The 24,726-nt window shown below is 61.9% G+C and carries 23 protein-coding genes; 18 read left to right on the forward strand and 5 right to left on the reverse strand.

Annotation, left to right across the window (positions count from 1 at the left end; all coding sequences use genetic code 11):
- Positions 1-574, reverse strand: a 574-nt coding sequence (locus tag KBA32_RS05670) for a LysE family translocator (RefSeq protein ID WP_294356358.1), incomplete at its 3' end; no start/stop codon positions are given.
- 124 nt (positions 575-698) lie between these two features.
- Between KBA32_RS05670 and KBA32_RS05675 the strand changes: the two genes are divergently transcribed.
- Positions 699-2,168 carry a PLP-dependent aminotransferase family protein gene (locus KBA32_RS05675; RefSeq protein ID WP_294356360.1) on the forward strand — a complete coding sequence of 490 codons (1,470 nt, stop codon included), beginning with the start codon at positions 699-701 and terminating at the stop codon, positions 2,166-2,168.
- An 8-nt stretch (positions 2,169-2,176) separates the two neighbouring features.
- On the opposite strand, the gene KBA32_RS05680 is transcribed toward KBA32_RS05675, so the two are convergent.
- Entirely contained in the window at positions 2,177-3,334 is a 1,158-nt protein-coding gene (locus tag KBA32_RS05680) for an NnrS family protein (protein WP_294356363.1), read from the reverse strand.
- A 51-nt stretch (positions 3,335-3,385) separates the two neighbouring features.
- Positions 3,386-4,048, reverse strand: a complete 663-nt coding sequence (locus tag KBA32_RS05685; RefSeq protein ID WP_294356364.1) for a pseudouridine synthase — start codon at positions 4,046-4,048, stop codon at positions 3,386-3,388.
- A 126-nt stretch (positions 4,049-4,174) separates the two neighbouring features.
- Here KBA32_RS05685 and KBA32_RS05690 point away from each other — a divergent pair, with 126 nt between their 5' ends.
- From KBA32_RS05690 to KBA32_RS05710, 5 genes are all read left to right on the forward strand, one after another.
- The gene (locus tag KBA32_RS05690) at positions 4,175-5,014 is read left to right on the forward strand and encodes a crotonase/enoyl-CoA hydratase family protein (RefSeq protein WP_294356366.1); all 840 of its coding nucleotides are present in this window, start codon (positions 4,175-4,177) and stop codon (positions 5,012-5,014) included.
- Positions 5,015-5,036: 22 nt separating this feature from the next.
- A complete protein-coding gene (locus KBA32_RS05695) occupies positions 5,037-5,972 on the forward strand; it encodes an AEC family transporter (protein WP_294356368.1) in 936 nt (311 codons plus the stop codon).
- Positions 5,973-6,123: 151 nt separating this feature from the next.
- Positions 6,124-7,365, forward strand: a complete 1,242-nt coding sequence (locus tag KBA32_RS05700) for a nitronate monooxygenase (protein ID WP_294356370.1) — start codon at positions 6,124-6,126, stop codon at positions 7,363-7,365.
- 8 nt (positions 7,366-7,373) lie between these two features.
- The gene (locus tag KBA32_RS05705; protein WP_294356372.1) at positions 7,374-7,814 is read left to right on the forward strand and encodes an RNA-binding protein; all 441 of its coding nucleotides are present in this window, start codon (positions 7,374-7,376) and stop codon (positions 7,812-7,814) included.
- A gap of 72 nt (positions 7,815-7,886) precedes the next feature.
- A complete protein-coding gene (locus KBA32_RS05710; RefSeq protein ID WP_294356373.1) occupies positions 7,887-8,732 on the forward strand; it encodes a 23S rRNA (adenine(2030)-N(6))-methyltransferase RlmJ in 846 nt (281 codons plus the stop codon).
- Positions 8,733-8,825: 93 nt separating this feature from the next.
- Here KBA32_RS05710 and ubiG read toward each other — a convergent pair whose 3' ends face one another.
- Together ubiG and KBA32_RS05720 are read right to left on the reverse strand one after the other, a co-directional pair.
- A complete protein-coding gene (gene ubiG, locus KBA32_RS05715; RefSeq protein WP_294356375.1) occupies positions 8,826-9,524 on the reverse strand; it encodes a bifunctional 2-polyprenyl-6-hydroxyphenol methylase/3-demethylubiquinol 3-O-methyltransferase UbiG in 699 nt (232 codons plus the stop codon).
- A gap of 70 nt (positions 9,525-9,594) precedes the next feature.
- Positions 9,595-10,263, reverse strand: coding sequence for an OmpA family protein (locus KBA32_RS05720; RefSeq protein ID WP_294356377.1), 669 nt, complete (start codon positions 10,261-10,263; stop codon positions 9,595-9,597).
- Positions 10,264-10,978: 715 nt separating this feature from the next.
- Here KBA32_RS05720 and gyrA point away from each other — a divergent pair.
- The 12 genes from gyrA to KBA32_RS05780 all read left to right on the forward strand — a co-directional run.
- A complete protein-coding gene (gyrA, locus tag KBA32_RS05725) occupies positions 10,979-13,576 on the forward strand; it encodes a DNA gyrase subunit A (RefSeq protein WP_294356379.1) in 2,598 nt (865 codons plus the stop codon).
- Between the two features lie 45 nt (positions 13,577-13,621).
- On the forward strand, positions 13,622-14,713 hold the full coding sequence (pheA, locus tag KBA32_RS05730; RefSeq protein WP_367113750.1) for a prephenate dehydratase: 1,092 nt from the start codon (positions 13,622-13,624) through the stop codon (positions 14,711-14,713).
- Between the two features lie 56 nt (positions 14,714-14,769).
- Positions 14,770-15,858 (forward strand): histidinol-phosphate transaminase, encoded by a 1,089-nt coding sequence (hisC, locus tag KBA32_RS05735; protein WP_294356380.1) that lies wholly within the window; start codon positions 14,770-14,772, stop codon positions 15,856-15,858.
- Positions 15,858-16,733, forward strand: a complete 876-nt coding sequence (locus KBA32_RS05740; protein ID WP_294356382.1) for a prephenate dehydrogenase/arogenate dehydrogenase family protein — start codon at positions 15,858-15,860, stop codon at positions 16,731-16,733. The genes hisC and KBA32_RS05740 overlap by 1 nt, the downstream gene beginning before the upstream one ends.
- An 11-nt stretch (positions 16,734-16,744) precedes the next feature.
- Positions 16,745-18,685 carry a bifunctional 3-phosphoshikimate 1-carboxyvinyltransferase/cytidylate kinase gene (locus KBA32_RS05745; protein ID WP_294356384.1) on the forward strand — a complete coding sequence of 647 codons (1,941 nt, stop codon included), beginning with the start codon at positions 16,745-16,747 and terminating at the stop codon, positions 18,683-18,685.
- Between the two features lie 181 nt (positions 18,686-18,866).
- Positions 18,867-20,564 (forward strand): 30S ribosomal protein S1, encoded by a 1,698-nt coding sequence (rpsA, locus tag KBA32_RS05750; protein ID WP_294356389.1) that lies wholly within the window; start codon positions 18,867-18,869, stop codon positions 20,562-20,564.
- An 8-nt stretch (positions 20,565-20,572) separates the two neighbouring features.
- Positions 20,573-20,866: an integration host factor subunit beta gene (locus tag KBA32_RS05755; protein WP_294356391.1), complete on the forward strand. Its 294-nt coding sequence runs from the start codon at positions 20,573-20,575 to the stop codon at positions 20,864-20,866.
- Between the two features lie 13 nt (positions 20,867-20,879).
- Entirely contained in the window at positions 20,880-21,227 is a 348-nt protein-coding gene (locus KBA32_RS05760; RefSeq protein ID WP_294356393.1) for a lipopolysaccharide assembly LapA domain-containing protein, read from the forward strand.
- A gap of 73 nt (positions 21,228-21,300) precedes the next feature.
- Positions 21,301-22,467 carry a lipopolysaccharide assembly protein LapB gene (gene lapB / locus KBA32_RS05765; RefSeq protein WP_294356412.1) on the forward strand — a complete coding sequence of 389 codons (1,167 nt, stop codon included), beginning with the start codon at positions 21,301-21,303 and terminating at the stop codon, positions 22,465-22,467.
- A gap of 17 nt (positions 22,468-22,484) precedes the next feature.
- Positions 22,485-23,417 (forward strand): D-glycero-beta-D-manno-heptose-7-phosphate kinase, encoded by a 933-nt coding sequence (rfaE1, locus tag KBA32_RS05770; protein WP_294356394.1) that lies wholly within the window; start codon positions 22,485-22,487, stop codon positions 23,415-23,417.
- Positions 23,418-23,427: 10 nt separating this feature from the next.
- Positions 23,428-24,423 carry an ADP-glyceromanno-heptose 6-epimerase gene (gene rfaD / locus KBA32_RS05775; RefSeq protein WP_294356396.1) on the forward strand — a complete coding sequence of 332 codons (996 nt, stop codon included), beginning with the start codon at positions 23,428-23,430 and terminating at the stop codon, positions 24,421-24,423.
- The coding region (locus tag KBA32_RS05780; RefSeq protein WP_294356397.1) for a pyridoxal-phosphate dependent enzyme at positions 24,416-24,726 on the forward strand (311 nt) is incomplete at its 3' end. The genes rfaD and KBA32_RS05780, both read left to right, overlap by 8 nt.

The raw sequence follows: 24,726 nt of genomic DNA on the forward strand, positions 1-24,726 counted from the left end.
CCATGATCCACAACGCCGTCGCCGCAAGCAGTGTCGCCATCGTGTAGTTGAATACGCGCAGGGCGAGCGGGTCGCGCAGCTTGAAGCGCAGCTTGTCGCCGGCGAAGGCCCAGACGGCGATGCACGGCAGATTGACGAAGACGCTCATCACCGCCATCCATAGCACCGCTGTCCAGTTGCCGTGCGGCAGGAAGAGAATCGCGGCATTGAGCACCATCATCCACGCTTTGGGATTCACCCACTGAAAGAGCGCGGCGCCGAAGAAGCCGAGCGGCTGGCGTTTCTCGCTGTTGCCCGGCTGCCCGGCACCAGCCTGCCGCCTGGCCAGCCAGAGCAGATAGGCGCAACCGACGAAGACGAGCGGCAGGCGCAGCGCATCGAGCCAGGTCATCACCCAGGCCAGCAAGCCGGCGACGAGGACGATCTGGATGCCGACGCCGATGCTGATGCCGAGCATGTGCGGCAGCGTCCGGCGAAAGCCGAAATTGACGCCGCTCGCCGCCAGCATCAGGTTGTTCGGTCCGGGCGTGACGGACATGGTTGCCATGTAGGTGAGCAGGGGTAGGTCGATCATCGCGGGCCTCCGGCAGAAATGGAGTGCTCACTGTAGGTGATTCTGCTTGGTGGTTACAGGGTCAGAATTTGTTTATTCTACTGGGTACAGTTTCAACTAATTCGATCTGTACCCGGAGACTCGCATGCAATCTGTGCCCGCCGAATCCACGACAGCGCAAGGCAGCCCGAACGCGCTCTATCAAACCCTGGCCGACGAACTGCGCAGCGCGATCAGCGACGGCCGCTTGCCGGCCGGCGCGCGCCTGCCTTCGGTGCGCGAGACGGCGCGCAGCCGCGGCCTGAGCATCAACACGGTGCTCGCCGCGTACGCGCAGCTCGAAGCGCGCGGCCAGGTCGAAGCGCGCCCGCAGTCGGGTTACTTCGTGCGCTCGCGCCTGCCTTCGCCGCCGCCGCCCGTGCTCTCCGCGCGCCCCGCGAAGGCCAAGCCGGCCGACGCCTCGGTGCTCGACCGCATTTCGGCCGTCGTCGCCGCGCAATCGAATCCGGACACCATCGATCTCTCGCTCGCCTGCCCGAAGAGCAGCGACTACTATCCGAACAGGCAACTGAGCCGCCTCGTCGCCGACCACGCGCGGCGCCGGCCGGAGCTGCTCACCGACTACTCGCTACCGCCCGGCTCGCTGCTCCTGCGCCGCGAGATTGCCCGCCACGCGCGCGACCTTGGCATGACGCTGGAGGCCGACGACATCATCCTGACCAACGGCTGCATGGAGGCGCTACAGCTCGCGGTGCGCGGCATCACGAAGCCAGGCGACACGATCGCCGTCGAGTCGCCGACCTACTTCAACCTGATCTCGCTCGCCGATCACCTCGGCCTGCGCGTGATCGAGGTGCCGACGCATCCCGACCAGGGCATGTCGCTCGACGCGCTCGAACTGCTGCTCTCGGAGAAGCGCGTGCAGGCCATCGTCACCATGCCGAGCGTGCACAACCCGCTCGGCACCAGCATGCCGGTCGCCGGCAAAGAGCGCCTGGCCGAACTGGCGCACACCTATCGCGTGCCGGTCGTCGAGGATGCGCTGTACGCCGAGATGCAGTACGCGACGCCGCTACAGCCGACGGTGAAGTCCTTCGACCGTGACGGCTGGGTGATCCTCTGCACGTCCTACACCAAGACGCTGGCGCCGGGTTTCCGCATCGGCTGGATGGAGGCCGGACGCTACCAGCGGAGGATCGCCAGCCTGAAATTCACCGCCTCGGTCGCGCAACCAGCGTTTCTCTGCGAAGTCCTCGGTGCCTTCCTGGAATCGGGCGGCTACGCGCAGCATCTGCGCCGCTTGCGCCGCGTCTACGCCGGCCAGGTCGACCGCCTGCGCGGTCTGATCGACGACGCCTTCCCGGTCGGGACGCGCGCCACCGAGCCGACCGGCGGTTTTCTCGTGTGGGTCGAACTGCCCTCGGGGTGTGACGCCAACCGCCTGTGCGACGATGCTTTGGCATGCGGCCTGACCATTACGCCGGGCAGCCTGTTTTCGCCGTCGGGCCGACATGAGCGGCACATCCGCCTGTCGGGCTGCTACAACTTCTCGGATCGCCATGTGCATGCGCTGATGACGCTCGGCGAGCTGGCGCAGGCGCAGCTGGGCGGGTGATCACGCGGTCAGTGTTCCTTGCCGTCGATGCGCGCCTGCGTGAGAAACGGGACGTAGCGCCAGGCGAGGATGGCAAAGGCGACAAACCAGCACGTCGCGGCGAGGTGTAACCAGTGCAAGTACCACGCCGGATGCAGCTGCGGCGCGACGGTGCGCACGATCAGGCCGAGGATCATGATGCGCAGCACCCATTTGTCGATGCTGTCGAACCCGACCTTGCGCCCGGTATGGCCCTTGGCAATGCGTACGATCATCGCCGGGATCACCAGCCCCATCGCGCCAAGCGTGAAGACATGAATGGACAGGGTGCCGACCCAGGCCGGTTCGATCGTCTGGTCGAGGAACTTGAGCACTAGTTGCGTGGCGATGGCGAGGTAGCCGAGGTACATGATGCCGAGGTCGATCCGCCGCATGGCGAGCTGCGGCTTCCAGAACACGAAGCGGACGAGCATCAGCACGGCGAGCAGGAGGCCGATCCAGCCTGCGATTGGCGATGTCATGAAGCTTGCGGGTATGAGCAGCACGGCGAGCGACTTGATCGTCGTGTCGAGCAGTGGGTTTCGCAGGATGTCGACGCTGAACACGTTGCGCATGAACTGCGTCAGCGTGCGTTCGAACATGACGAGGAACGCGATCCGGAAGAGGCCGATCGTCATGTCGATGCCGCTCTGGAAGTGGTCGGCGCTGAGCAGGACGTTCTTGGCGATCAGGAAGGCCGGTAGCATGACCAGAAAAAAGTAGTTGTCCGGGTAGGCGTCCTTCTCGCGGTGCCGGAGCAGCGAGAAGAGCAGCATGACGACGATCGACGTCAGGAACAGGTTATTGGCGACGAAGAAGACGGCAGGCGGCAGTGCGCCCTGAAACCAGACGGCGGCGCGTTCGACGAGCCAGACGGCGACGAGGTAGATCAGCGCGAGACCGTGGTAGCCGCGGATCTTCACCCAGTTCTTGGTGGCGGTGAGTAGAAAGCCGCCGAGCACGGCCCAGCCGAAGCCAAAGAACATCTCGTGTGCGTGCCACTGGTTGGCCGAGAACGTCGTCGCCGGCATGGGCAGCGTGCCCGAGAACATCAGCGCCCAGATCATGGGCAGGGCAAGGCCGGACAGGCAGGCCAGAATGAAAAATGGCCGGAATCCGACCAGCCAGAGCGGGTGTTTCGCAATCATTGATTTTCTCCTCGCGCGCTTCGACCGCGCGTGGTGGCCAGAATTCAACGTTCAGAATTCAGCGGGGCAGTCGAAACTCAGGATTTCACCGGTTTCCGGGTGGGCGAACGAGAGGTATTCGGCGTGCAACTGGAGGCGATCGGCCTTGGCCAACGCCTGTTCGGTGGCGTAGAGCGTGTCGCCGAGGATCGGGTGGCCGAGCGACTGCATATGCACGCGCAGCTGGTGCGTGCGCCCGGTTTCCGGCGTTAGCGCGACGCGTGTTGTGTGGGTCTCGGCGTCGTAGTTCAACACGCGATAGAGCGTCAGCGACGGCTTGCCGATGTTGAAATCGACGATATGGCGCGGCCGGTTCGGCCAATCGACGATGAGCGGCAGATTGACTTCGCCGGCTTCATCCCCCATCTGCCCGTCGACGACCGCGACGTAGCGCTTTTCCACCTTCCGGTCTTGGAACAGGATGCTCAGCGCGCGATGCATCGCCTTGCCGCGCGCCAGGACGAGTAGGCCCGACGTGTCGTAATCGAGCCGATGCACGATCAGCGCATCCCGGTACTCGGTTTGCACGCGGCGGATCAGGCAGTCCTGCTTCGCCTCGCCGCGCCCGGGAACCGACAGCAGGCGGCTCGGCTTGTTGGCGACGAGCAGCGAGTCGTCGGCGTAGAGCAGGGTGAATTCGTCGCTGACCGGAATGGTGTCTTTCAGTTGGTGCATGGTTCGGGAAAAGGTGGTGGTACGAACGCGGCTGCCCGCAGGGCTGCGTATTGTCTCGCATTTCACCCTCGGCACAGCGCGGACAAATCCACTAAGATGGAATGGCCTTTCTGGAGACTCTTCGCCATGACCATTCCCGAACTGAATACCATCGAGATCGTGCTGCACGGTCCGGAGACGCACGACGCGCACATCGCCGAGATCCGATTGAGCCGTCCCGACCGTTCCAATGCCATGAACGACGCCATGTGGCACGAGCTGCGCAAGGCCTTCCAGTGGGCCGACGCGGAAAGCGAAGTCCGTGTCGTTATGCTCACCGGCGCCGGCAGGAACTTCTGTTCGGGGATCGATCTCTCGCTGCTCGCCAACGTTCAGGCCGTTGTTGACCACGCCGATCCTGCGCGCAGCCACGAGCGTTTGCGTCGCCTGATCCTCGACATGCAGGATTGTCTGACCAGCGTCGAGCGTTGCCGCAAGCCGGTGATCGCCGCGATCCAGGGCGCGTGCATCGGCGCCGGCGTCGATCTGGTGACGTGTTGCGATATGCGCTACGGCGCGGCCGACGCGCAGTTTTCAGTGCGTGAAATCGATGTCGGCATGGTGGCCGACGTGGGGACGTTGCAGCGCTTGCCACGGCTGGTTCCCGATGGTGTAGCGCGTGAGCTCGCGTTCAGCGGCCGCACGCTCGACGCAGGCGAAGCGCAGGAAATCGGCCTGGTTAATCGGGTGTTTGAGACGCACGAAGCGTTGCATGAAGGCGTGAGGAAGATCGCGCGCTCGATCGCCGGCAAATCGCCGCTCGCGATTCGCGGAACCAAGGAGATGCTCAACTACGGCCGTGATCATTCGGTTGCCGACGGGCTCAATTACGTGGCGACCTGGAATGCGGCGATGATGATGTCGGCCGATCTGTCCGAGGCGATGGGCGCCCAGCGCGAGAAGCGCGTGCCGAAATTCGGGGACTGAATCCAGGGCAAATCACTTCTCGATGACCGTCTTTCTCCATCAGGTAGCGCTCGCCGCGCCGCTGTTTTTGCTTGTCTTCATCGGCTACGCGCTGATGCGTCTGACCCGCTGGCCGGTCTCGATTTCACACGCCCTGACGCGCTTCGTCTTCTCCGTGGCGCTGCCGGCCACGCTGTTCCGCCTGCTCTGCGACTTTTCCAAGCTGCCGCCGGTCGATGCGCGCCTCCTCATCGCCTTCTTCGGCGGCTGCCTGATCGTCTTCTGCATCGGTCGCCTGATCGCATGGAAGGTCTTCGCGCTCGACGGGGTGGCGCAGTCGGTATTTGCGCTCGGCGGGGTGTTCTCCAATAACCTGATGCTCGGCCTGCCGCTCGCCAAGGAGGCGCTCGGTGAGGCGGCCTTGCCGTCGGTAGCGCTGGTGCTGGTCTTCAACTCGCTGATCCTGTGGTCCCTGCTGACCGTGTCGGTCGAGTGGGCGCGCTACGGCAGCCTGTCCTTCAAGGGCTTCGCCAAGACGCTGCGCGCCGTGCTGGCCAATCCGATCATCATCGGCATCCTGTCCGGCACCGCGTTCGGCCTTTCCGGCTGGCAATTGCCCAGGGCGATCGACCTGCCGCTCGGCATGCTCGGGCAGGCGACGGTCCCGCTGGCGCTCATCGCGCTGGGCATGGGCCTGTCGGAATACGGGGTGCGTGCCGACTGGCGGATCAGCCTCGCCATCAGCGCGATCAAGCTCATCGTGCAGCCGCTCGTCGTCTGGTCGCTCGCGCAATTGCTGGGACTGCCGTGGATGGAGACGCAGGTCGTCGTCCTGCTCGCGTCGATTGCCACGGGCGCGAACGTCTATCTCATGTCGCGCCAGTTCAAAACGCTCGAAGGTCCGGTGGCGAGCAGCCTGGTGCTGTCGACGGGCCTGGCGGCGCTGACGACGCCGCTGGTCCTGACATTGGCCGCTTAGCGTCAGCGCGTGCGCAAAAGCGCAGAATTTGTACTTTCCAGGCCCAAATGCACCAAGGGGGGGCTCGATGAGCGATAATGCCGGATTGGCTTCATCTTGATACTCCCGTCGCGGACTCGGGGCGGAAGGTTGTAGTGGAAGGATACTGAGAATGCGTGTAGATGATTTCCGTCTGATGTTCGGCAAGCGAGAGTTCGTGCCGATCATGATCGGTGGCATGGGCGTCGATATCTCGACTGCCGGACTGGCGCTGGAGGCGGCTCGTCTGGGCGGAATCGGCCATATCTCCGACGCGATGGTCAATACGATTACCGACCGGCGCTTCAACACCAAGTTCGTCAAAGAGAAACTGAAGCAGTTCAAGTTCAACGTCGCCAACATCGACAAGTCCCTGGTCAAGTTCGATCTCGGGCAACTGGCCGAGGCGACCCGCCTGCACATCGGCAAAACGATGGAGGCCAAGCGCGGCGCCGGACTCATCTTCGTCAATATCATGGAAAAGCTGACGATGAACGCGCCGAAGGAAACGCTGCGCGTGCGCATGCGGGCGGCGCTCGACTCCGGCATCGACGGGATTACGCTGGCGGCCGGCCTGCACCTCGGCTCGTTCTCGCTGATCGAGGATCACCCGCGATTCCGCGACGCCCTCCTTGGCATTATCGTCTCCTCGTCGCGCGCCTTGCAGCTGTTCATCCGCAAGAACATGCGCAGCAATCGCCTGCCCGACTATGTCGTGGTCGAAGGCCCGTTGGCCGGAGGCCATCTCGGCTTCGGCATGGATTGGGCCAAATACGATCTGGCAACGATCATGGCCGAGATCAAGGCCTGGTTACAGGCCGAGAAGCTCAATATCCCCCTGATCCCGGCGGGCGGCATATTCACCGGCAGCGATGCGACAGCCTTCCTTGAGAATGGCGCGTCGGCCGTTCAGGTGGCGACGCGCTTCACCGTGGCCAGGGAGTGTGGCCTCCCGGAGGACGTGCAACAGGAGTACTTCAAGGCCAGCGAAGACCAGATCGAAGTCAATCAGATCTCGCCGACCGGTTATCCGATGCGCATGTTGAGCAACAGCCCGGCGATCGGCGATGGCATCCGCCCGAACTGCGAGGCTTATGGTTATCTGCTTGACGCCAACGGCGGCTGTTCGTATATCAACTCCTACAACCGCGAGTTGGAAGCAAATCCTGGCCTCAAGCGCTTGTCGGTCAAGGACAAGACTTGTCTATGTACGCAGATGCGGAATTTCGACCTGTGGACCTGTGGCCACTACACCTACCGGCTCAAGGATACGACGCGCAAACTTGAAGACGGGACGTACCAGTTGTTGAGCGCCGAGCATATCTTCCACGACTACCAGTACAGTACCGACAACAAGATCGCCCTGCCTGACTAGCCGTTCCGGTGTCCGCGCTGTCGTCGTTGGACGTCGGCGCGATCTCCGGCTATGGTGAATTGGCAGTTTTCATAACCTCTAACCGGGGAGTCATTCAAGTGGGCAATAAGCTTTACGTCGGCAACCTGAGTTACGGCATCAAGTCGAGTGATCTGGAGCAGATGTTCGCCGCGCATGGGGCGGTAACTTCGGCACAGGTCGTTTCCGACCGGGAAACGCAACGCTCGAAGGGTTTCGGCTTTGTCGAGATGGGCTCGGAGTCGGAGGCTTTGGCAGCGATTGCGGCACTCAACGGCAAGAGCGTTGAAGGTCGTGCATTGACGGTGAACCAAGCTCGGCCGCATGCGCCTCGTTCGCAAGGCGGTCTTGGCGGCGCCCAGCGTCGTACCGGTGTGCGTGGCCCTTACGGAACTGGGCGTGCCGGTACGGGTGGTGGGAATCGTCACTAGCTCCGCGTTCAGCCTTCGCCGGTTTCCAATTTGGCTTCGCGGGTATGCGAGGCGTTTTGACGTTTTTCAATCATGCTGAGTTATCGCCACGCCTTTCATGCCGGCAATCATGCCGATGTCCTCAAACACCTCGTTCTCGTTCAACTGACGCAGTATCTCGGGCAAAAGGAAAAACCTTTCTGGTACATCGATACGCATTCGGGAGCTGGTGCTTATGCGTTGGATTCCGGGTATGCGGCAAAGCAGGCCGAGTACAAGGAAGGAATCGGTCGCTTGTGGGTGCGCAACGATTTGCCGCAGGTCCTGGCTGACTACGTCGGGTTTGTGCGGCGTCTGAATCCGGATCGCCGGTTGCTGGTCTATCCCGGTTCGCCGTATTTTGCGTTGTGGACCCTGCGCGAGCAGGATCGACTTCGGCTCTTCGAACTGCACAGCAAGGATGCCCGGCTGTTGCAGGAAAACTACAATGATGTCGGCAAGCAGGTTATCGTCGAACCGACGGACGGCTTTGCCGGACTCAGGGCCTTGTTGCCGCCGCCGCCCCGCCGCGCACTTGCCCTCATCGACCCGTCGTACGAGGAGAAGCAGGACTACGACCGCGTGTTCAAGTCGCTGAAAGAGGCGCTATCGCGCTTCCCCGGCGGTATGTATGCCTTGTGGTATCCGCAACTGACGCGCCTGGAGGCGCATGAACTCCCTGCGCGATTGAAGAATCTCCCGGCAAAGAGTTGGCTGCATGTGGCGTTGCGCGTCAAGGAGCCGGCTAAAGGTGGGTTCGGCATGCACGGCAGCGGGATGTTTGTCCTCAATCCGCCGTGGACATTGCACGCTACCCTGGCGGAGGTGATGCCTTATCTTGTTTCAGTGCTGGGACTCGACAGCGGCGCTGGTTACTCCCTCGAACAAAAGGAGAGCTGACGGGCAAGCGGTCGAGTCCTCTTGGGTTCGGCGCGAGCGGATGCCAATGGCGCGTTCTTGGCTTGCGTCCGGCCTTGCCGTGTGCGAAAAAAGTCAGCCGACCTTCTTTGTGTGCAGAAGATAGTTTACTGAGGTGTCGCGGCCCAGGCTGTAGGTTTGTGTGATCGGGTTGTAGCTGAGTCCGATCAGTTCGGAGGGTTCAAGTCTCACGCTTTTCGACCAGCGGGTGAGTTCCGACGGCTTGATGAACTTCGCATAGTCGTGCGTTCCCTTCGGCAGCATCTTGAGCACATACTCGGCTCCGATCACGGCCAGCAAGTAAGCCTTCAGGTTACGGTTGATGGTCGAGAAGAAAACATGGCCACCCGGTTTTACCAAAGCGGCGCATGCGGCGATCGTACTCGCTGGATTGGGGACGTGCTCAAGCATTTCCATGCAACTGACGACGTCGAAACTCTCCGGTGACTGCGTCGCAAGTTGCTCTGCCGACACTTCGAGATACTCGACCGAGTTTCCGCTCTCCATCAGATGAAGGCGCGCCACCGCCAGAGCTTTGCTCGACAGGTCGATGCCGGTGACTTCGGCGCCTTTGAGGGCCATGCTTTCGGACAGGATCCCGCCGCCGCAGCCGATGTCCAACACTCTCTTGCCGGCGATGCTCGCGTGTGAGTCTATCCATTCGAGGCGAAGCGGATTGATCTGATGCAGCGGTTTGAACTCGCTCTCTGGATCCCACCAGCGGTGTGCGAGTTGGCTGAATTTGTCGAGTTCGTTCTGATCGGCGTTTTGCATGGTCTGCGGCAGTTTGAAGAAGAAATAAAAAAGCCCTGCCTAGGCAGGGCTTTTTCGTAATCAAGAAGACTTACTTGGCGGTACCGATGATTTCGATATCGACGCGGCGGTCAGGCTGCAAGCAAGCGATGACCTTGGCGCTCTTCGGGCCCTTGCACTGGCCGGACTTGGTGACCGGTTGCGTGCTGCCCTTGCCTTCGGTATAGACGCGGTTAGCCGGGATGCCCTTGCTGACCAGGTAATCCTTGACCGAAGCGGCGCGCTTTTCCGAGAGCTTCTGGTTGTAGGCGGCGCTACCGATGCGGTCGGCGTGACCAACGGCGATAACGACTTCCAGAACGAGCTTGTCAGCCTTGGCGGCGACTTCGTCCAGCTTCTGCTTGCCTTCCGGACGCAGTGTCGACTTGTTGAAATCGAACAGCGCGTCAGCAGCAACTGTCACCTTTTCACCGGCCGGCTTCGTCGCTGCAGCTTTGGCAGCAGGAGCGGCAGTCTTCGGCTCGCAAACTTCCTTCGGGATCAGGTCCTTGTCGCACTTGCAACCGTTCGGGTCGGTCGCCGCAGCGGCCGGGGTCCAGAAGCCAGTCCGCCAGCAGAGGCCGTACGGGTCGGTTGCGACCTGGCCGCGACCGTCGATTACGTAAACGCTATTGGTTGTCTGGGCATGGGCCAGCGATGCACACAGGCCCAAGGTGGCGGCCAGGATGGCCACGATAGAATGCTTTGCTGTTTTTTTCATCTGGATTTCCTCGTTAGTTAAAGCCTGCGGTATTCCGTTCGCATGGCCAGTTACGCCTTCGTGATAAGAGCAAACACTTCAATGGCTGCGCGGACGAAATTGATTCTGCCATAAAGCCACGCGAATTATCAACTCAATTTCTTTGTCTGCAAGCCTTAAACAGGCACGTTCAGACGTTTTTTTACAACCTGAACCTGGGCGCCTACCCCGGCTGTTGCCGAATACCCGGTTTGCGCTTCGAGATCGGCCGGAGAAGCGTGCAGAATCCCGCAGTTATTGAAGAAAAAGTGCGCTGGGCCGTGCTGCCGGTCGTGTTCTAGGGGTGTTTCTTGGCCGATGGGGCCTCGAATTGTGTTGTGACTTGCCCAGGGGGCGTGGAGCAGGTGCGCGAGCGCCGCTCGGTTTGTTGTGTTGCAAAAATGCAACAGGCAATGCTCATTCTGGTGGTGCGACGTGTTTTTTTGCGAGTGATCAAGTGGGGTTCGGTCAGTTGGACTGCTTGCGTTTGCAAATTTCAAGGCGCGCGGTATGTGAGCGTGGTGAACGCAATGCCGCGTTCCTCGGCAAGGGGCTTCATGCGGCGGAGCTGCGAACGGGTCTGTGGTTTCGGAAAGGGCCGGTGAGGGGCGTGATAGAATGCCGGGTTTGGCAAAGATGACAACGGACGTTGAAGTCTGGTCTTGTCGGGATACTTCCAATAGAAATGGACCGCGCTGTGGAAACCTTCGCAAAAGAAACACTGCCCATCAGTCTTGAAGACGAAATGCGCCGCTCATACCTTGATTACGCGATGAGCGTAATCGTCGGGCGTGCCTTGCCCGATGCGCGGGATGGTCTGAAGCCGGTTCATCGTCGAGTGTTGTTTGCCATGCATGAGCTTGGCAACGATTGGAACAAGCCGTACAAAAAGTCGGCGCGTATCGTTGGCGATGTGATCGGTAAGTATCACCCGCACGGTGATAAGGCCGTTTATGACACGATCGTCCGCATGGCGCAGGATTTCTCGTTGCGCTACATGCTGTGCGACGGGCAGGGGAATTTCGGTTCGGTCGACGGCGACAGTGCGGCGGCGATGCGTTACACGGAAGTGCGCATGGCGCGCATCGGTCACGAGTTGCTGGCCGATATCGACAAGGAGACGGTCGATTTCGGGCCGAACTACGACGGTTCGGAACAAGAACCATTGATCATGCCGGCGCGCATTCCCAATCTGCTGATCAATGGCTCGTCGGGTATTGCCGTCGGCATGGCGACGAACATTCCTCCGCACAATCTGAATGAAGTGGTCGACGCCTGTCTGGCGCTGCTGGCCAGTCCGGAGATGACCATCGACGAGTTGATCGACATCATTCCGGCGCCGGATTTCCCGACGGCGGCGATCATCTACGGCGTGACCGGCGCGCGTGAAGGCTACCGCACCGGGCGCGGGCGCGTGGTCATGCGCGCCAAGACGCACTTTGAAGACATCAAGGGCAGCAACGATCGCCAGGCGATCATCGTCGATGAGTTGCCGTACCAGGTGAACAAGCGTTCCCTGCTCGAGAAGATCAGTGAGCTGGTCAACGACAAGCGGATCGAGGGTGTTTCGGATTTGCGCGACGAGTCCGACAAGTCCGGCATGCGCGTGGTCATCGAACTCAAGCGCGGCGAGGTGCCCGAGGTCGTGCTCAACTGTCTCTACAAACAGACGCAGCTGCAGGATACGTTCGGCATGAACATGGTGGCGCTCGTCGATGGTCAGCCGCGCCTGCTCAATCTCAAGCAGATGCTCGATTGCTTCCTTGCGCATCGGCGCGAGGTCATTACCCGGCGTACCGTCTTCGAGCTACGCAAGGCGCGTGAGCGCGCGCATATCCAGGAAGGCCTGGCGGTCGCGCTCGACAACGTCGACGAGATCATCGCGCTGATCAAAGCGTCTCCCACGCCTTCCGACGCAAGGCGTGGTCTGATGTCGCGCCTCTGGACGTCGGCCACGGTCGCCGAAATGCTGCAGCGCGCCAGCCTCGATGCGACGCGTCCGGAAGGCTTGGCGCTGGAATACGGCTTGTCGAGGAGCGGCTATTTACTCTCGGAAGCTCAGGCGCAGGCGATTCTTGAATTGCGCCTGCAGCGCCTGACAGGTCTGGAGCGCGACAAGATCGTTGCGGATTTTGCCGAGCTGCTCGAGAAAATCGCCGACCTCATGGACATCCTGGCGCGGCCGGAGCGGATCAGCCAGATCATCGTCGAAGAACTGACAGCGATTCGTGCCCAGTTCGGCGACAAGCGTCGGTCCGAGATTGAATTCAATACGCAGGATCTCGGGATCGAAGACTTCATCACGCCGCAGGACATGGTGGTGACGCTGTCGCACAGCGGCTACGTCAAGTCGCAGCCGCTGGCCGACTACCGCGCGCAGCGGCGCGGCGGGCGCGGCAAGCAGGCGGCGGCGGTCAAGGAAGACGATTTCGTCGATTACCTGTTCATTGCCAACACGCACGACACGATTCTCTGTTTCTCGAACCGTGGTCGCGTCTACTGGCTCAAGGTCTACGAAGTGCCGCAAGGCACGCGAACCGGTCGCGGCAAGCCCATCGTCAATATGTTCCCGCTCGAAGACGGCGAGAAGGTCAACGCCATTCTGTCGATCAAGGAGTTTTCCGACGATCAGTTCATCTTCATGTGCACGGCGCAGGGCACGGTCAAGAAGACGCCGCTCTCCGACTTCTCCAACCCGCGCAAGGCCGGCATCATCGCCGTGGCGCTGGATGAAGGCGACTACCTGATCGGCGCGGAAATCACGAGCGGCACGCAGGACATCGTCCTCGTTTCCGATGCAGGCAAGGCGGTCTGGTTCGACGAAGAAGACGTGCGCCCGATGGGACGGACGGCGCGCGGCGTGCGCGGCATGAAGCTCGGCGAAGGGCAACAGGTGTTGTCGCTGCTGGTCGCCGCGAATCATCAGGAAACGGTGCTGATCGCCACCGAAAACGGCTATGGCAAGCGTACCGTTCTCGCCGATTTCCGCCATTCCGGTCGCGGCACGCAAGGGGTTATCGCCATCGCGGCGAGCGAACGCAACGGCAAGGTGGTTGCGGCCCGTCTGGTGCAGGATGAGGACGAGATCATGCTGATCACGACCGGCGGCGTGCTGATCCGTACCCGTGTGCACGAGATCCGCGAACTCGGCCGCGCGACGCAGGGCGTGACGCTGATCGCGCTTGACGAAGGCGAGAAGCTCGCCGGCCTGGAAAAGGTCGTCGAGACTGAAGACGAGCCGGACGCGAACGGCGATGCGCCTGTTGAACCGGCAGAAGGGCAGGACCAGGAGTAACCGCGTCCATCAACAACGAATGCTGACGTTCTTCCGGGTACGAATATGAGTGATGATCTGCAAGACAAATTGACGGTGGTGCGCGCCGAGATCGACGCCATCGATGCGCAACTGCTCGACTTGCTGAACCGTCGGGCGCAATGTGCGCAGCGCGTCGGGCAGATCAAGATGCAGCACGGCGACGCGGGGTTCATCTACCGGCCCGAGCGCGAGGCGCAGGTGCTGCGCCGGATTCAGGAGATCAATCCGGGACCGCTGTCCGGCGACAGTGTGACCTGGTTCTTCCGCGAGGTGATGTCGGCCTGTCTGTCGCTTGAGCAGCCGCTCGGTGTGGCCTTTCTCGGGCCGCTGGGCACCTTCTCGGAAAGCGCGGCGACAAAGCACTTCGGCCATGCTGCGCGCCTGCTGCCGCAGCAGTCGATCGACGACGTGTTTCGGGAAGTCGAGGCGTGTCATGCCGATTTCGCCGTCGTGCCGATCGAGAACTCGACCGAAGGCGCCATCGGGCGCACGCTGGATCTGTTGATGACGACACCCTTGAAGGTCTGCGGTGAAGTTGTCTTGCGTATCCATCAGCACCTCCTGAGCAACGAAACCTCGCTCGACAAGATCACCAAGGTCTATTCTCACGCGCAGTCGCTGGCGCAGTGCCACGAATGGCTGAATCGCTCGCTGCCCAACGCGCAGCGCATCTCGATGGGCAGCAACGCGCAGGCCGCGCAGTTTGCCGCCTCCGAACAGGGGGCGGCGGCCATCGCCGGCGAGGCTGCTGCCGAGCGCTACCAGCTGCCTAAACTGGCGAACAGCATCGAGGATGAACCCAACAACACGACGCGCTGGGTCGTACTCGGGCGTCAGGACGCCGGCGTTTCAGGGCGTGACAAGACCTCGCTGATCATGTCGGCGCACAACCGGACGGGCGCATTGGGAACGCTTCTTGCGCCGTTCTCGGACGCCGGCGTGTCCATGACCCGCCTCGAATCGCGTCCGGCGCGGCATACGCTCTGGGAGTATGTGTTCTTCGTTGATATCGAAGGGCATCAGAACGATGCGCCGGTGGCGAAGGCGCTGGCGGAGCTCTCGCAGCGCGCGGCCTATCTGAAAGTCCTCGGTTCGTACCCGATCGCTGTCTATTGAACTCGCCCGAGGCGCGCGTTCAAGGATTTCTGCAACATTTTTCACAAGGACTGCACATGACGCTTTGGGATCAATCACTGCCGAATATTCGTGCCATTTCACCGTATCTTCCGGGCAAGCCGATCACGCAGTTGTCGCGCGAACTGGGTATCCCGACGGAGCGGATCATCAAGCTCGCGTCCAACGAAAATCCGCTCGGCATGAGTCCGAAGGCCCGCATCGCCGTCGAAAAGGCCATTGCCTCGCTAGAGCGCTATCCGGACGACTACGAGCTGAAATCGGCGCTCGCCGACCGCACCGGGCTGGGCATGGAGCGCTTCGTGCTCGGCAACGGTTCAAACGACGTGCTTGACCTGATCGCGCGCGTCTTTCTCGCGCAGGGGCGCTCGGCGGTGTATGCGCAGCACGCCTTTGCCGTGTATCCCCTGGCCACGTTGTCCGCGGGCGGTGAGCCGGTCTGTGTGCCGGCCAGGGATTTCGGTCACGATCTGGACGCCATGCTGCGCGCGATTCGCCCGGATACGCGCCTGGTCTGGATCGCCAACCCGAACAATCCGACCGGCACCTTCCTGCCCTACGAGCAGCTGAGAGCTTTTGTCGCCGCTGTTCCGGCCGACGTCGTCGTTGTGATCGACGAAGCCTACAACGAGTACATTCCGCCGTCTGAGCGCGTCGATACGGCGGAGTGGCTGGCCGAATTCCCGAACCTCGTCATCACGCGGACGTTTTCCAAGATCTACGGCCTCGCCGGATTGCGTGTCGGCTACGCCATGGCGTCGGCCGAGGTGGCGGACCTGATGAACCGCGTGCGCCAACCGTTCAATTGCAACAATCTGGCCATCGCCGCGGCGGCCGCTGCACTCGGCGACGAAGAATTCGTCGCCCGCAGCTATGCGCTCAACCGCGCCGGAATGGAGCAGATCGTCGCCGGGCTCAAGCGGCTTGGCTATGCGCACATTCCATCGAGCGGGAACTTCCTCGCCTTCAAGGCAGGTGACGCCGCTGCGCTCAATCAGAAACTGCTCAAGCAAGGCGTCATCGTTCGTCCGGTCGCCGGTTACGGGATGCCTGAATGGCTGCGCGTGACGATCGGCAGCGAGAATGAAAACGCACGCTTCCTCGAGGCGCTGGAATTGGCGCAGTAATGGACGCCAGTCCGGAGTTCGGCAAGGTCGTCGTCTTCGGTGTCGGGCTGATTGGCGGCTCGTTTGCGCTGGCGCTGAAAGCGGCCGAACAGGTCGAGGAAGTTGTCGGCTTCGGCCGGAGTCTGGGGACGCTGACGCAAGCGCTTGATCTCGGGATCATCGATCGCGTCGGGGCCAACGCCGGCCAGGAGGTCGCGGATGCCGATCTGGTCCTGATCGCCACGCCGGTCGGCCAGATGCCCGAAATCATGGCGCGCATCGCGCCTTATCTCGGGCCGGAAACCGTTGTCACCGACGGCGGCAGCACCAAGTCGGACGTCGCCGCCGTCGCGCGCGGCGCCTTTGGCGAGCGCGTCGGTCAGTTCGTTCCGGCGCATCCGATTGCCGGCGCCGAGAACAGCGGGGCGGCCGCGGCGCGCGCCGATCTCTACCGCGAAAAAAAGGTTGTCCTGACGCCGCTGTCCGAGAACCCGGTGCTCAATGTCGCGCGCGTCCGTTCCGCCTGGGAGTGGTGCGGGGCGCTCATTCACGAACTGCAGCCTGAAGAGCACGACCGGATCTTCGCCGCGGTCAGTCATCTGCCGCACCTGTTGTCTTTCGCACTCGTGCATGAACTGGCGCTGCGCGACAATCGCGACCTGCTGTTCAGCTTCGCGGCCAGCGGCTTCCGCGATTTCACGCGCATCGCCGCGAGTCATCCGGAAATGTGGCGCGACATCTGTCTGGCGAATCGTGCCGCTTTGCTCAAGGAGCTCGATTGCTATCGCTCGCAGCTCGATGAACTGCACGACATCCTCCAGCGCGGCGATGGCGCGGCACTGGAGAAAACCTTTGATATCGCTCGCACGGCGCGTCGCGACTGGGCGGGCAACTAGACGAAATCCGCATGGCCAAAGAATTCATTGATCTGCCGCACGTTCTGTCGGCAAAGGGAACGGTGCGCTTGCCCGGTTCGAAGAGCATTTCCAACCGGGTGCTGCTGCTCGCCGCGCTCGCCGAAGGCGCGACTGAAGTCCGCGACCTGCTCGAATCGGACGACACGGCGCGCATGCTCGAGGCGCTGCGAGCGCTGGGTGTTCGTATCGACGAGCAGGGCGGAAATGTCTATCTCGTCCACGGCACCAGTGGTGTTTTCCCGGTCAAAGAGGCACAGCTCTTTCTCGGCAACGCCGGGACCGCATTTCGCTCGCTGACCGCTGCGCTGGCGTTGGCCGGCGGTCGCTACACGCTGACCGGCGTGCCGCGCATGCATGAGCGGCCGATCGGCGATCTGGTCGATGCGTTGCGCGAATTGGGTGCGGATGTTGCCTACGGCGGCAAAGAAGGCTTTCCCCCGCTGGAACTCCGTCCGGCATCGAAGCCGTCAGGCGGTCTGGTGCATGTGCGCGGCAACGTGTCGAGCCAGTTTCTCACCGGGCTGTTGATGGCCGCGCCGCTGTCCGGCGTCGAGACAATCATTGAGGTCGTCGGCGAGTTGATTTCGCGACCGTACATCGAGATTACCCTGGCGGTCATGGCGCGCTTTGGCGTGAACGTCGTCAGGGATGGATGGCAGCGATTTACCGTGCCGGCCGGAGCCAAGTATCACTCGCCGCGCGTCATTCACGTCGAGGGTGATGCCTCGTCGGCTTCGTACTTTCTCGCGCTGGGTGCGATTGGTGGTGGTCCGGTGCGCGTCGAAGGCGTCGGCCGGGATTCGATCCAGGGCGATGTGCGTTTTGCCGAGGCGCTCGAAAGCATGGGCGCGCGCGTTGTGTCGGGCGATAACTGGATCGAGGTGTCGGCGCCGCCGGGCCGAAAATTGCGTGCGCTCGACCTCGACTGCAACCACATCCCCGACGCGGCGATGACGTTCGCCATCGCCGCGCTGTTCGCCGAAGGCACGACGACCTTGTCGAACATCGCCAGTTGGCGCGTCAAGGAAACCGACCGCATCGCGGCGATGGCGACCGAGCTGCGCAAGCTCGGCGCACGGGTCGAAGAGGGCGATGACTTCATCCGCATCACACCGCCGAAAGTAGTCACCACGCCGCCGCAAGGCATCGATACCTACGACGACCATCGCATGGCGATGTGCTTTTCGCTGGCCTCGTTGGCGACAACCGTGCGCATCAACGATCCGGCATGTGTCGCCAAGACCTTCCCGAACTACTTTGCACTCTTCGCCACCGTCACCCGGCCGGTTCCCGTGATCGCCATCGACGGCCCGTCGGCCTCGGGCAAGGGGACGGTTGCCGCGCGAGTCGCGGCGGCACTCGGCTGGCACTACCTCGATTCCGGCGCGCTGTATCGATTGACAGCCGTGGCAGCGCGGCGTGCCGGTGTTGCCTGGGATGACGAGGCGGGCGTTGCGGCGATCGCCGCGGGGCTCGATGTCGTCTTTGGTGAGAACTCGGTTTTCCTTGCCGGTGAAGACGTCGGTGACGCCATTCGACAGGAGGATATTTCCGTCGGCGCCTCGAAGGTCGCTGCGTTGCCCGCGGTACGCGCCGCGCTGCTTTTCCGCCAGCGGCTGTTTCGTCAGGCGCCCGGATTGGTCGCCGATGGGCGCGACATGGCGTCGGTGGTTTTCCCTGATGCGCAGACCAAAGTCTTCCTCACCGCGAGCGTCGAGATCAGGGCGGAGAGACGCTATAAGCAGTTGATCGAGAAAGGAATCGCTGCTAGTATCCAGCCTCTTTTGCTGGATTTGCGGGAACGCGACGCGCGCGATAGTCAACGGAGTGTAGCCCCGCTCAAGCAAAATGAAGACGCCGAATTGCTCGATACGACGAATCTGACGATCGAACAAGCCGTGGCTCAGGTCTTGTCGTGGCGCAGTAAGTAAGCAGCAAGCAGGTAGTAAAGGCGACGCGGCATGTGCCGTTCGCCAAAAAGGTGTTACCGCCGGCAATGTCGGCGCCGTCCCGGTCAGGGCGCGGCGCGTAACCGTCCTGGTTATCGATGGCAGGTGTGGCGTGTAACGAGTTTTAACTTAACCCGCATCCATGCGGTCAGGTCCCTCTCATATGTCAGCTAATCCCACCATGCAAGAAAGCTTTGCCGATCTCTTCGAAGCCAGCCTCACGCGCCAAGAAATGCGTCAGGGCGAAGTCATTACCGCAGAAGTTGTACGTATCGACCAGAATTTCGTGGTCGTTAACGCCGGACTGAAGTCCGAAAGCTATATCGAACGTGAAGAATTCCTGAACGATCAGGGCGAAATCGAAGTCAAGGTTGGCGATTTCGTTCAGGTCGCCATCGAGCAACTCGAAAACGGTTTCGGCGAAACGCGCCTCTCGCGCGAGCGCGCCAAGCGCGTCGCTGCCTGGAACTACCTGGAAGAAGCCCTGAATCAGGGTACGCTGGTTACCGGTACGATCACCGGCAAGGTCAAGGGCGGTCTCACCGTCATGGCCAACAGCGTGCGCGCCTTCCTCCCGGGTTCGCTCGTCGACATGCGTCCGGTCAAGGACACCACGCCGTACGAAGGCAAGACCTTCGAATTCAAGGTCATCAAGCTCGACCGCAAGCGCAACAACGTCGTCGTTTCACGCCGTGCCGTCCTTGAAGCCAGCGTTGGTGAAGAGCGCGAAGCGCTGCTCGCCAACCTCAAGGAAGGCAGCATCGTCAAGGGCATCGTCAAGAACATCACCGACTACGGCGCATTCGTCGACCTCGGCGGTATCGACGGCCTGCTGCACATCACCGACCTGGCCTGGCGCCGTGTCCGTCACCCGTCCGAAGTTCTGGCCGTCGGCGACGAAGTGCAGGCCAAGATCCTCAAGTTCGACCAGGACAAGAACCGCGTTTCGCTCGGTCTCAAGCAGCTCGGCGAAGATCCGTGGGTGGGCATCGCTCGTCGCTATCCGCAAAGCACTCGCCTGTTCGGCAAGGTCACCAACCTGACCGACTACGGTGCATTCGTTGAAATCGAGCAAGGCATCGAAGGCCTGGTGCACGTCTCGGAAATGGACTGGACGAACAAGAACGTTCATCCGTCGAAGGTCGTCCAGCTCGGCGACGAAGTCGAAGTCATGATCCTCGAGATCGACGAAGAGCGTCGCCGCATCTCGCTCGGCATGAAGCAGTGCGCGGCCAATCCGTGGGACGACTTCGCGATGAACCAGAAGAAGGGCGACAAGGTCCGCGGCGCGATCAAGTCGATCACCGACTTCGGCGTGTTCATCGGTCTGCCGGGTGGCATCGACGGCTTGGTGCACCTCTCTGACCTCTCGTGGTCGGTGCCGGGCGAAGAAGCGATCCGCAACTTCAAGAAGGGCGACGAAGTCGAGGCCGTGGTTCTGGCGATCGACACCGAGAAGGAGCGTATCTCGCTCGGTATCAAGCAGCTCGACAGCGATCCTTACACCAGCTTCATCGCGACCCACGAGAAGAACGCCATCGTCAAGGGCACGGTCAAGTCGGTTGATGCCCGCGGTGCAGTGGTTACCCTCGAAGGTGAAATGGACGGCTACCTGCGTGCTTCGGAAGTTTCGCGTGACCGTATCGACGACCTGACCAAGGTGTACAAGGAAGGCGACGAGATCGAAGCGATGATCATCAACATCGATCGCAAGACCCGTTCGATCAACCTGTCGATCAAGGCCAAGGATCAGGCTGAGCAGCACGAAGCGATGCAGAAGTTTGCCGCTGAGAGCAACGTCAGCTCGGGCACGACCAACCTCGGTGCGCTGCTGAAGGCCAAGCTGAACAATCCGCAGTAAGATTTGTGATGACCAAGTCAGATCTGATCGCGCGACTGGCGGAGCGGTTTCCGCAGCTGGTCGCGAAGGATGCCGATTTTGCGGTCAAAATGATTCTCGATGCGATGTCTGAGGCCTTGGCCAAGGGTGATCGTATCGAGATTCGCGGGTTTGGCAGTTTTTCGCTGAACTATCGACCGCCACGCGTTGGCCGGAACCCGAAATCCGGGGACAAGGTTAGCGTCCCGGAAAAATGGGTACCGCATTTCAAGGCAGGCAAGGAATTGCGTGAGCGTGTGGATCTTGCGCTCAAATCGGTCTGAGTGACGTTTTTGGTTGAATGAATTAGCACGGGCGGCAACTTTTGTTGCCGCCCTTTTCATTTCGTTGGTTGAGGAGTGGCTGATGCGTTTTGTGCTGTGGAGCCTCAGAATCCTGGTGTTCCTGTTCCTGCTGGCGTTCGCGCTGAAGAATAGCGACCCGGTAAGCATTCGCTTCTTTCTCGATTCGGCGTGGAACGCGCCGCTGATCATCATCGTACTGGCGTTCTTTGCGGGGGGCGTATTGCTGGGTGTTCTTTCCCTGATCGGCACGGTATTCTCGTTGCGCCGCGAGCTTGCCCGGTTGCGGCGAGCGACCCGCGGCGAGGGCAGTGAAGTCCATTCACAAGAGGTTCTTCGGTAAGCGGATACGGGCATCCGGTGGCTCCTGTAGCCAGAGCCAGCCCAAAACAGAAACGGAAGTTGAAGACTCCATGATCGAATTTGAATACTGGCAGCTGCTCTTCCTCCCGGTCTTTTTCGGACTGGGGTGGGCTGCGGCGCGTGTCGATATCCGCCACCTGGTGAAGGAATCGCGCGCCTTGCCGCGCTCGTACTTCCAGGGCTTGAACTTCCTGCTCAACGAGCAGCCGGACCGTGCCATCGAGGCTTTCGTCGATGCCGTCAAGGTCGATCCGCAGACCGTAGAGCTGCACTTCGCGTTGGGCAGCCTTTTCCGCCGGCGCGGGGAAACGGAGCGGGCAATTCGCATGCACCAGAATCTGGTCGAGCGCGACGATCTGCCGCAGGATCTGAAGCTGCAGGCGCTGGCCGAGCTTGGACAGGATTACCTGAAAGCCGGTCTGCTCGACCGGGCCGAGGAGGTCTTCGAGAAACTGCGCGATTCGTCGATGGCGGAAGAGGCCAAGCGCAACCTGCTGGAAATCTACCAGCTCGAGAAGGACTGGGCGAAGGCGGTCGTCATCGCTGCCGAGTTGCCCGACGTCGCGACGCAGAAGGATATCGCCGAGTATTACTGCGAGATGGCCGCGGCGGAGATGATCCGCTCGAAGCCGGAGGTGGCCGCTGGGCATCTCCGGAGCGCGCTCGAGCGCAACCGCAAGTGCGTGCGCGCCAGCCTTCTGCTGGGCGACATCGAAGTCCAGCAGGAATGCTTCGCCGAAGCAATTGCCTGCTGGCAGCGCATCGAGCAGCAGGACCCGGCCTATCTCGCGCTGGTCGCGCAGCGTCTGCTCGATGCTTTCAGGAAACTCGACCGGCGTGAAGAGGGCCTGCAGTTGCTGCGTGGTTATCTCGAACGTTACCCGTCGCTCGATCTGCTCGACGTCGTCTTCCAGTTGGTGCTGGAGAGCGAAGGCATCGAATCCGCGTATGAACTGGTGCGTGCCGAACTGCGGCGCAACCCGACGCTGCTCGGGTTGGACAAGCTGATCGACGCGCGCCTGCTCGTCGCGCCGCTCGAGGCGCGGGCGGACCTCGATCTGGCGAAGGGCATCGTGCAGGGATACACGCGCCGGCTGGCGCGTTACCGGTGCGATAATTGCGGCTTCAAGGCGCGGCAGTTCTACTGGCGCTGTCCGGCGTGCGGCGGTTGGGAAACCTACTCGCCGAAACGCACCGAAGAATTCGATTTGACGCCTTAGCGCGCAGGAAAAACACCATGCAATCAGGAGATTTGTCGGCGGTTCGCCTGCTCATCGTCGGCGATGTGATGCTCGACCGCTACTGGTTCGGCGACGTGTCGCGGATTTCGCCGGAAGCGCCGGTGCCCGTCGTCAAGGTCGAACGCAGCGAGGAACGTCCGGGCGGCGCGGCGAACGTCGCGCGCAATGCGGCGGCATTGGGGGCAAAGGTCTCGCTGCTGGCGCTGGTCGGCGACGACGAGCCGGGCGTGAGCCTCAAGCGCTTGATGAGCGAAGGCGGGATCGACGCCAGCCTGCAGGTCGACGAGGCGGTGACGACGACCGTCAAGCTGCGCGTGATCGGGCGCCAGCAGCAACTGTTGCGCATCGACTTCGAGACGACACCTTCGCACGAGGCGCTGCGCGCCAAGCTCTCCGAATTCGAACGACGCTTGCCGGATTGCGACGCCGTCGTTTTTTCCGACTACGGCAAGGGCGGGCTGACGCATATCGGCGAAATGATCCGGCTGGCGCGCGCCGCCGGGAAGATCGTGCTCGTCGATCCCAAGGGCGACGACTACGCGTGCTACGCCGGCGCGACGATCATCACGCCGAACCGTTCGGAGATGCGCGAAGTCGTCGGGCGCTGGAAGGACGAGGCCGATCTGGAGCAGAAAGCGGCGGCGTTGCGCAACGAACTGGCGCTCGACGCCTTGCTCGTCACGCGCAGCGAGGAAGGCATGTCGCTCTTCCGCGCCGGCGGTGCGCTGCACGAAAAGGCGGTGGCGCGCGAGGTCTACGACGTGTCGGGGGCCGGCGATACGGTCATCGCGACGCTGGCCGTCATGCTTGCGCAGGGCGCCGATTGGGCAAAGGCGATCCACGTCGCCAACGTCGCGGCCGGCATCGTCGTCGGAAAACTGGGGACGGCCGTGGTGACCCGCGCCGAACTCGATGCAGCACTGAACTGAGGAGAATCGCATGTACACCATCGTCACCGGCGCGGCCGGCTTCATCGGCGCCAACATCGTCAAGGCGCTCAACGAGCGCGGCGAGACCGACATCATCGCCGTCGACAACCTGACGCGCGCCGACAAGTTCCGCAATCTGGTCGACTGCGAGATTGCCGACTATCTCGACAAGGACGATTTCCTCAATCGCCTGCTCGCCGGCGATTTTGACGGCGACGTCAAGGCCATCTTCCACGAAGGCGCCTGCTCCGACACCATGGAGAACGACGGCCGCTACATGATGGAGAACAACTTCCGCTATTCGCAGGACATGCTCGACTGGTGCCTCGACGAAGGCGTGCAGTTCCTCTACGCGTCCAGCGCGGCGACGTACGGGGCAAGCAACGAGTTCCGCGAAGAGCGGCCGCTCGAAGCGCCGCTCAACGTCTATGGTTACTCCAAGTTCCTGTTCGACCAGATCGTTCGCCGCCGTCTGCCTCAGGCCAGGTCGCAGGTCGTCGGCTTCCGCTACTTCAACGTCTATGGGCCGCGCGAATCGCACAAGGGGCGGATGGCCTCGGTGGCATTCCATCACTACAACCAGTTCCGCGCCGAGCAGAAGGTCAAGCTGTTCGAGGGCTGCGACGGTTACGGCAACGGCGAGCAGAAGCGCGACTTCGTCTACGTCGGCGACGTCGCCAAGGTCAATCTCTTCTTTCTCGATCATCCGGAAAAGTCCGGCATCTTCAATCTCGGCACCGGGCGTGCGCAGAGCTTCAACGAACTTGCCGTGGCCAACGTCAACAGTTGCCGTGCTCTGGCCGGCGCGCCGAAGGAGTCGCTGGACGAACTTCTGCGTCAGGGGTTCATCGAGTACGTGCCGTTTCCCGACGCTCTGCGTGGCAAATACCAGAGCTTCACGCAGGCCGATCTCACGCGCCTACGCGCTGCCGGCTACAGCGAACCGTTCGCCAGCGTCGAAGAAGGCGTGGCGCAATACGTCGAATGGCTGAGCCAACATGTATAAGACACTTGCAGATTACGTCGGCGGTACGCCGCTCGTTCGCCTGACCCGGTTGCCGGGGGCCGAGATCGAGGCGCGCGGAAACGTCATCCTCGCCAAGCTGGAAGGCAACAACCCGGCGGGTTCGGTCAAGGACAGGCCGGCGCTGTCGATGATCCGGCGCGCCGAATTGCGCGGCGACATCAAGCCGGGCGACACGCTGATCGAGGCGACTTCGGGCAATACCGGCATCGCGCTGGCGATGGCGGCGGCGATGGGCGGTTACCGGATGATCCTGGTCATGCCGGAGAACCAGAGCGTCGAGCG

The organism is Propionivibrio sp. (assembly GCF_017995515.1).
Lineage (GTDB): Bacteria > Pseudomonadota > Gammaproteobacteria > Burkholderiales > Rhodocyclaceae > Propionivibrio.

What these genes read in the sequence shown, in the direction of transcription:
- KBA32_RS05675 (WP_294356360.1), top strand. Translation starts at nt 699, where the DNA reads ATGCAATCTGTGCCCGCCGAATCCACGACAGCGCAAGGCAGCCCGAAC.
- KBA32_RS05680 (WP_294356363.1), bottom strand. Translation starts at nt 3,334, where the DNA reads ATGATTGCGAAACACCCGCTCTGGCTGGTCGGATTCCGGCCATTTTTC.
- KBA32_RS05685 (WP_294356364.1), bottom strand. Translation starts at nt 4,048, where the DNA reads ATGCACCAACTGAAAGACACCATTCCGGTCAGCGACGAATTCACCCTG.
- KBA32_RS05690 (WP_294356366.1), top strand. Translation starts at nt 4,175, where the DNA reads ATGACCATTCCCGAACTGAATACCATCGAGATCGTGCTGCACGGTCCG.
- KBA32_RS05695 (WP_294356368.1), top strand. Translation starts at nt 5,037, where the DNA reads ATGACCGTCTTTCTCCATCAGGTAGCGCTCGCCGCGCCGCTGTTTTTG.
- KBA32_RS05700 (WP_294356370.1), top strand. Translation starts at nt 6,124, where the DNA reads ATGCGTGTAGATGATTTCCGTCTGATGTTCGGCAAGCGAGAGTTCGTG.
- KBA32_RS05710 (WP_294356373.1), top strand. Translation starts at nt 7,887, where the DNA reads ATGCTGAGTTATCGCCACGCCTTTCATGCCGGCAATCATGCCGATGTC.
- ubiG (WP_294356375.1), bottom strand. Translation starts at nt 9,524, where the DNA reads ATGCAAAACGCCGATCAGAACGAACTCGACAAATTCAGCCAACTCGCA.
- KBA32_RS05720 (WP_294356377.1), bottom strand. Translation starts at nt 10,263, where the DNA reads ATGAAAAAAACAGCAAAGCATTCTATCGTGGCCATCCTGGCCGCCACC.
- pheA (WP_367113750.1), top strand. Translation starts at nt 13,622, where the DNA reads ATGAGTGATGATCTGCAAGACAAATTGACGGTGGTGCGCGCCGAGATC.
- hisC (WP_294356380.1), top strand. Translation starts at nt 14,770, where the DNA reads ATGACGCTTTGGGATCAATCACTGCCGAATATTCGTGCCATTTCACCG.
- KBA32_RS05740 (WP_294356382.1), top strand. Translation starts at nt 15,858, where the DNA reads ATGGACGCCAGTCCGGAGTTCGGCAAGGTCGTCGTCTTCGGTGTCGGG.
- KBA32_RS05745 (WP_294356384.1), top strand. Translation starts at nt 16,745, where the DNA reads ATGGCCAAAGAATTCATTGATCTGCCGCACGTTCTGTCGGCAAAGGGA.
- rpsA (WP_294356389.1), top strand. Translation starts at nt 18,867, where the DNA reads ATGTCAGCTAATCCCACCATGCAAGAAAGCTTTGCCGATCTCTTCGAA.
- KBA32_RS05755 (WP_294356391.1), top strand. Translation starts at nt 20,573, where the DNA reads ATGACCAAGTCAGATCTGATCGCGCGACTGGCGGAGCGGTTTCCGCAG.
- rfaE1 (WP_294356394.1), top strand. Translation starts at nt 22,485, where the DNA reads ATGCAATCAGGAGATTTGTCGGCGGTTCGCCTGCTCATCGTCGGCGAT.
- rfaD (WP_294356396.1), top strand. Translation starts at nt 23,428, where the DNA reads ATGTACACCATCGTCACCGGCGCGGCCGGCTTCATCGGCGCCAACATC.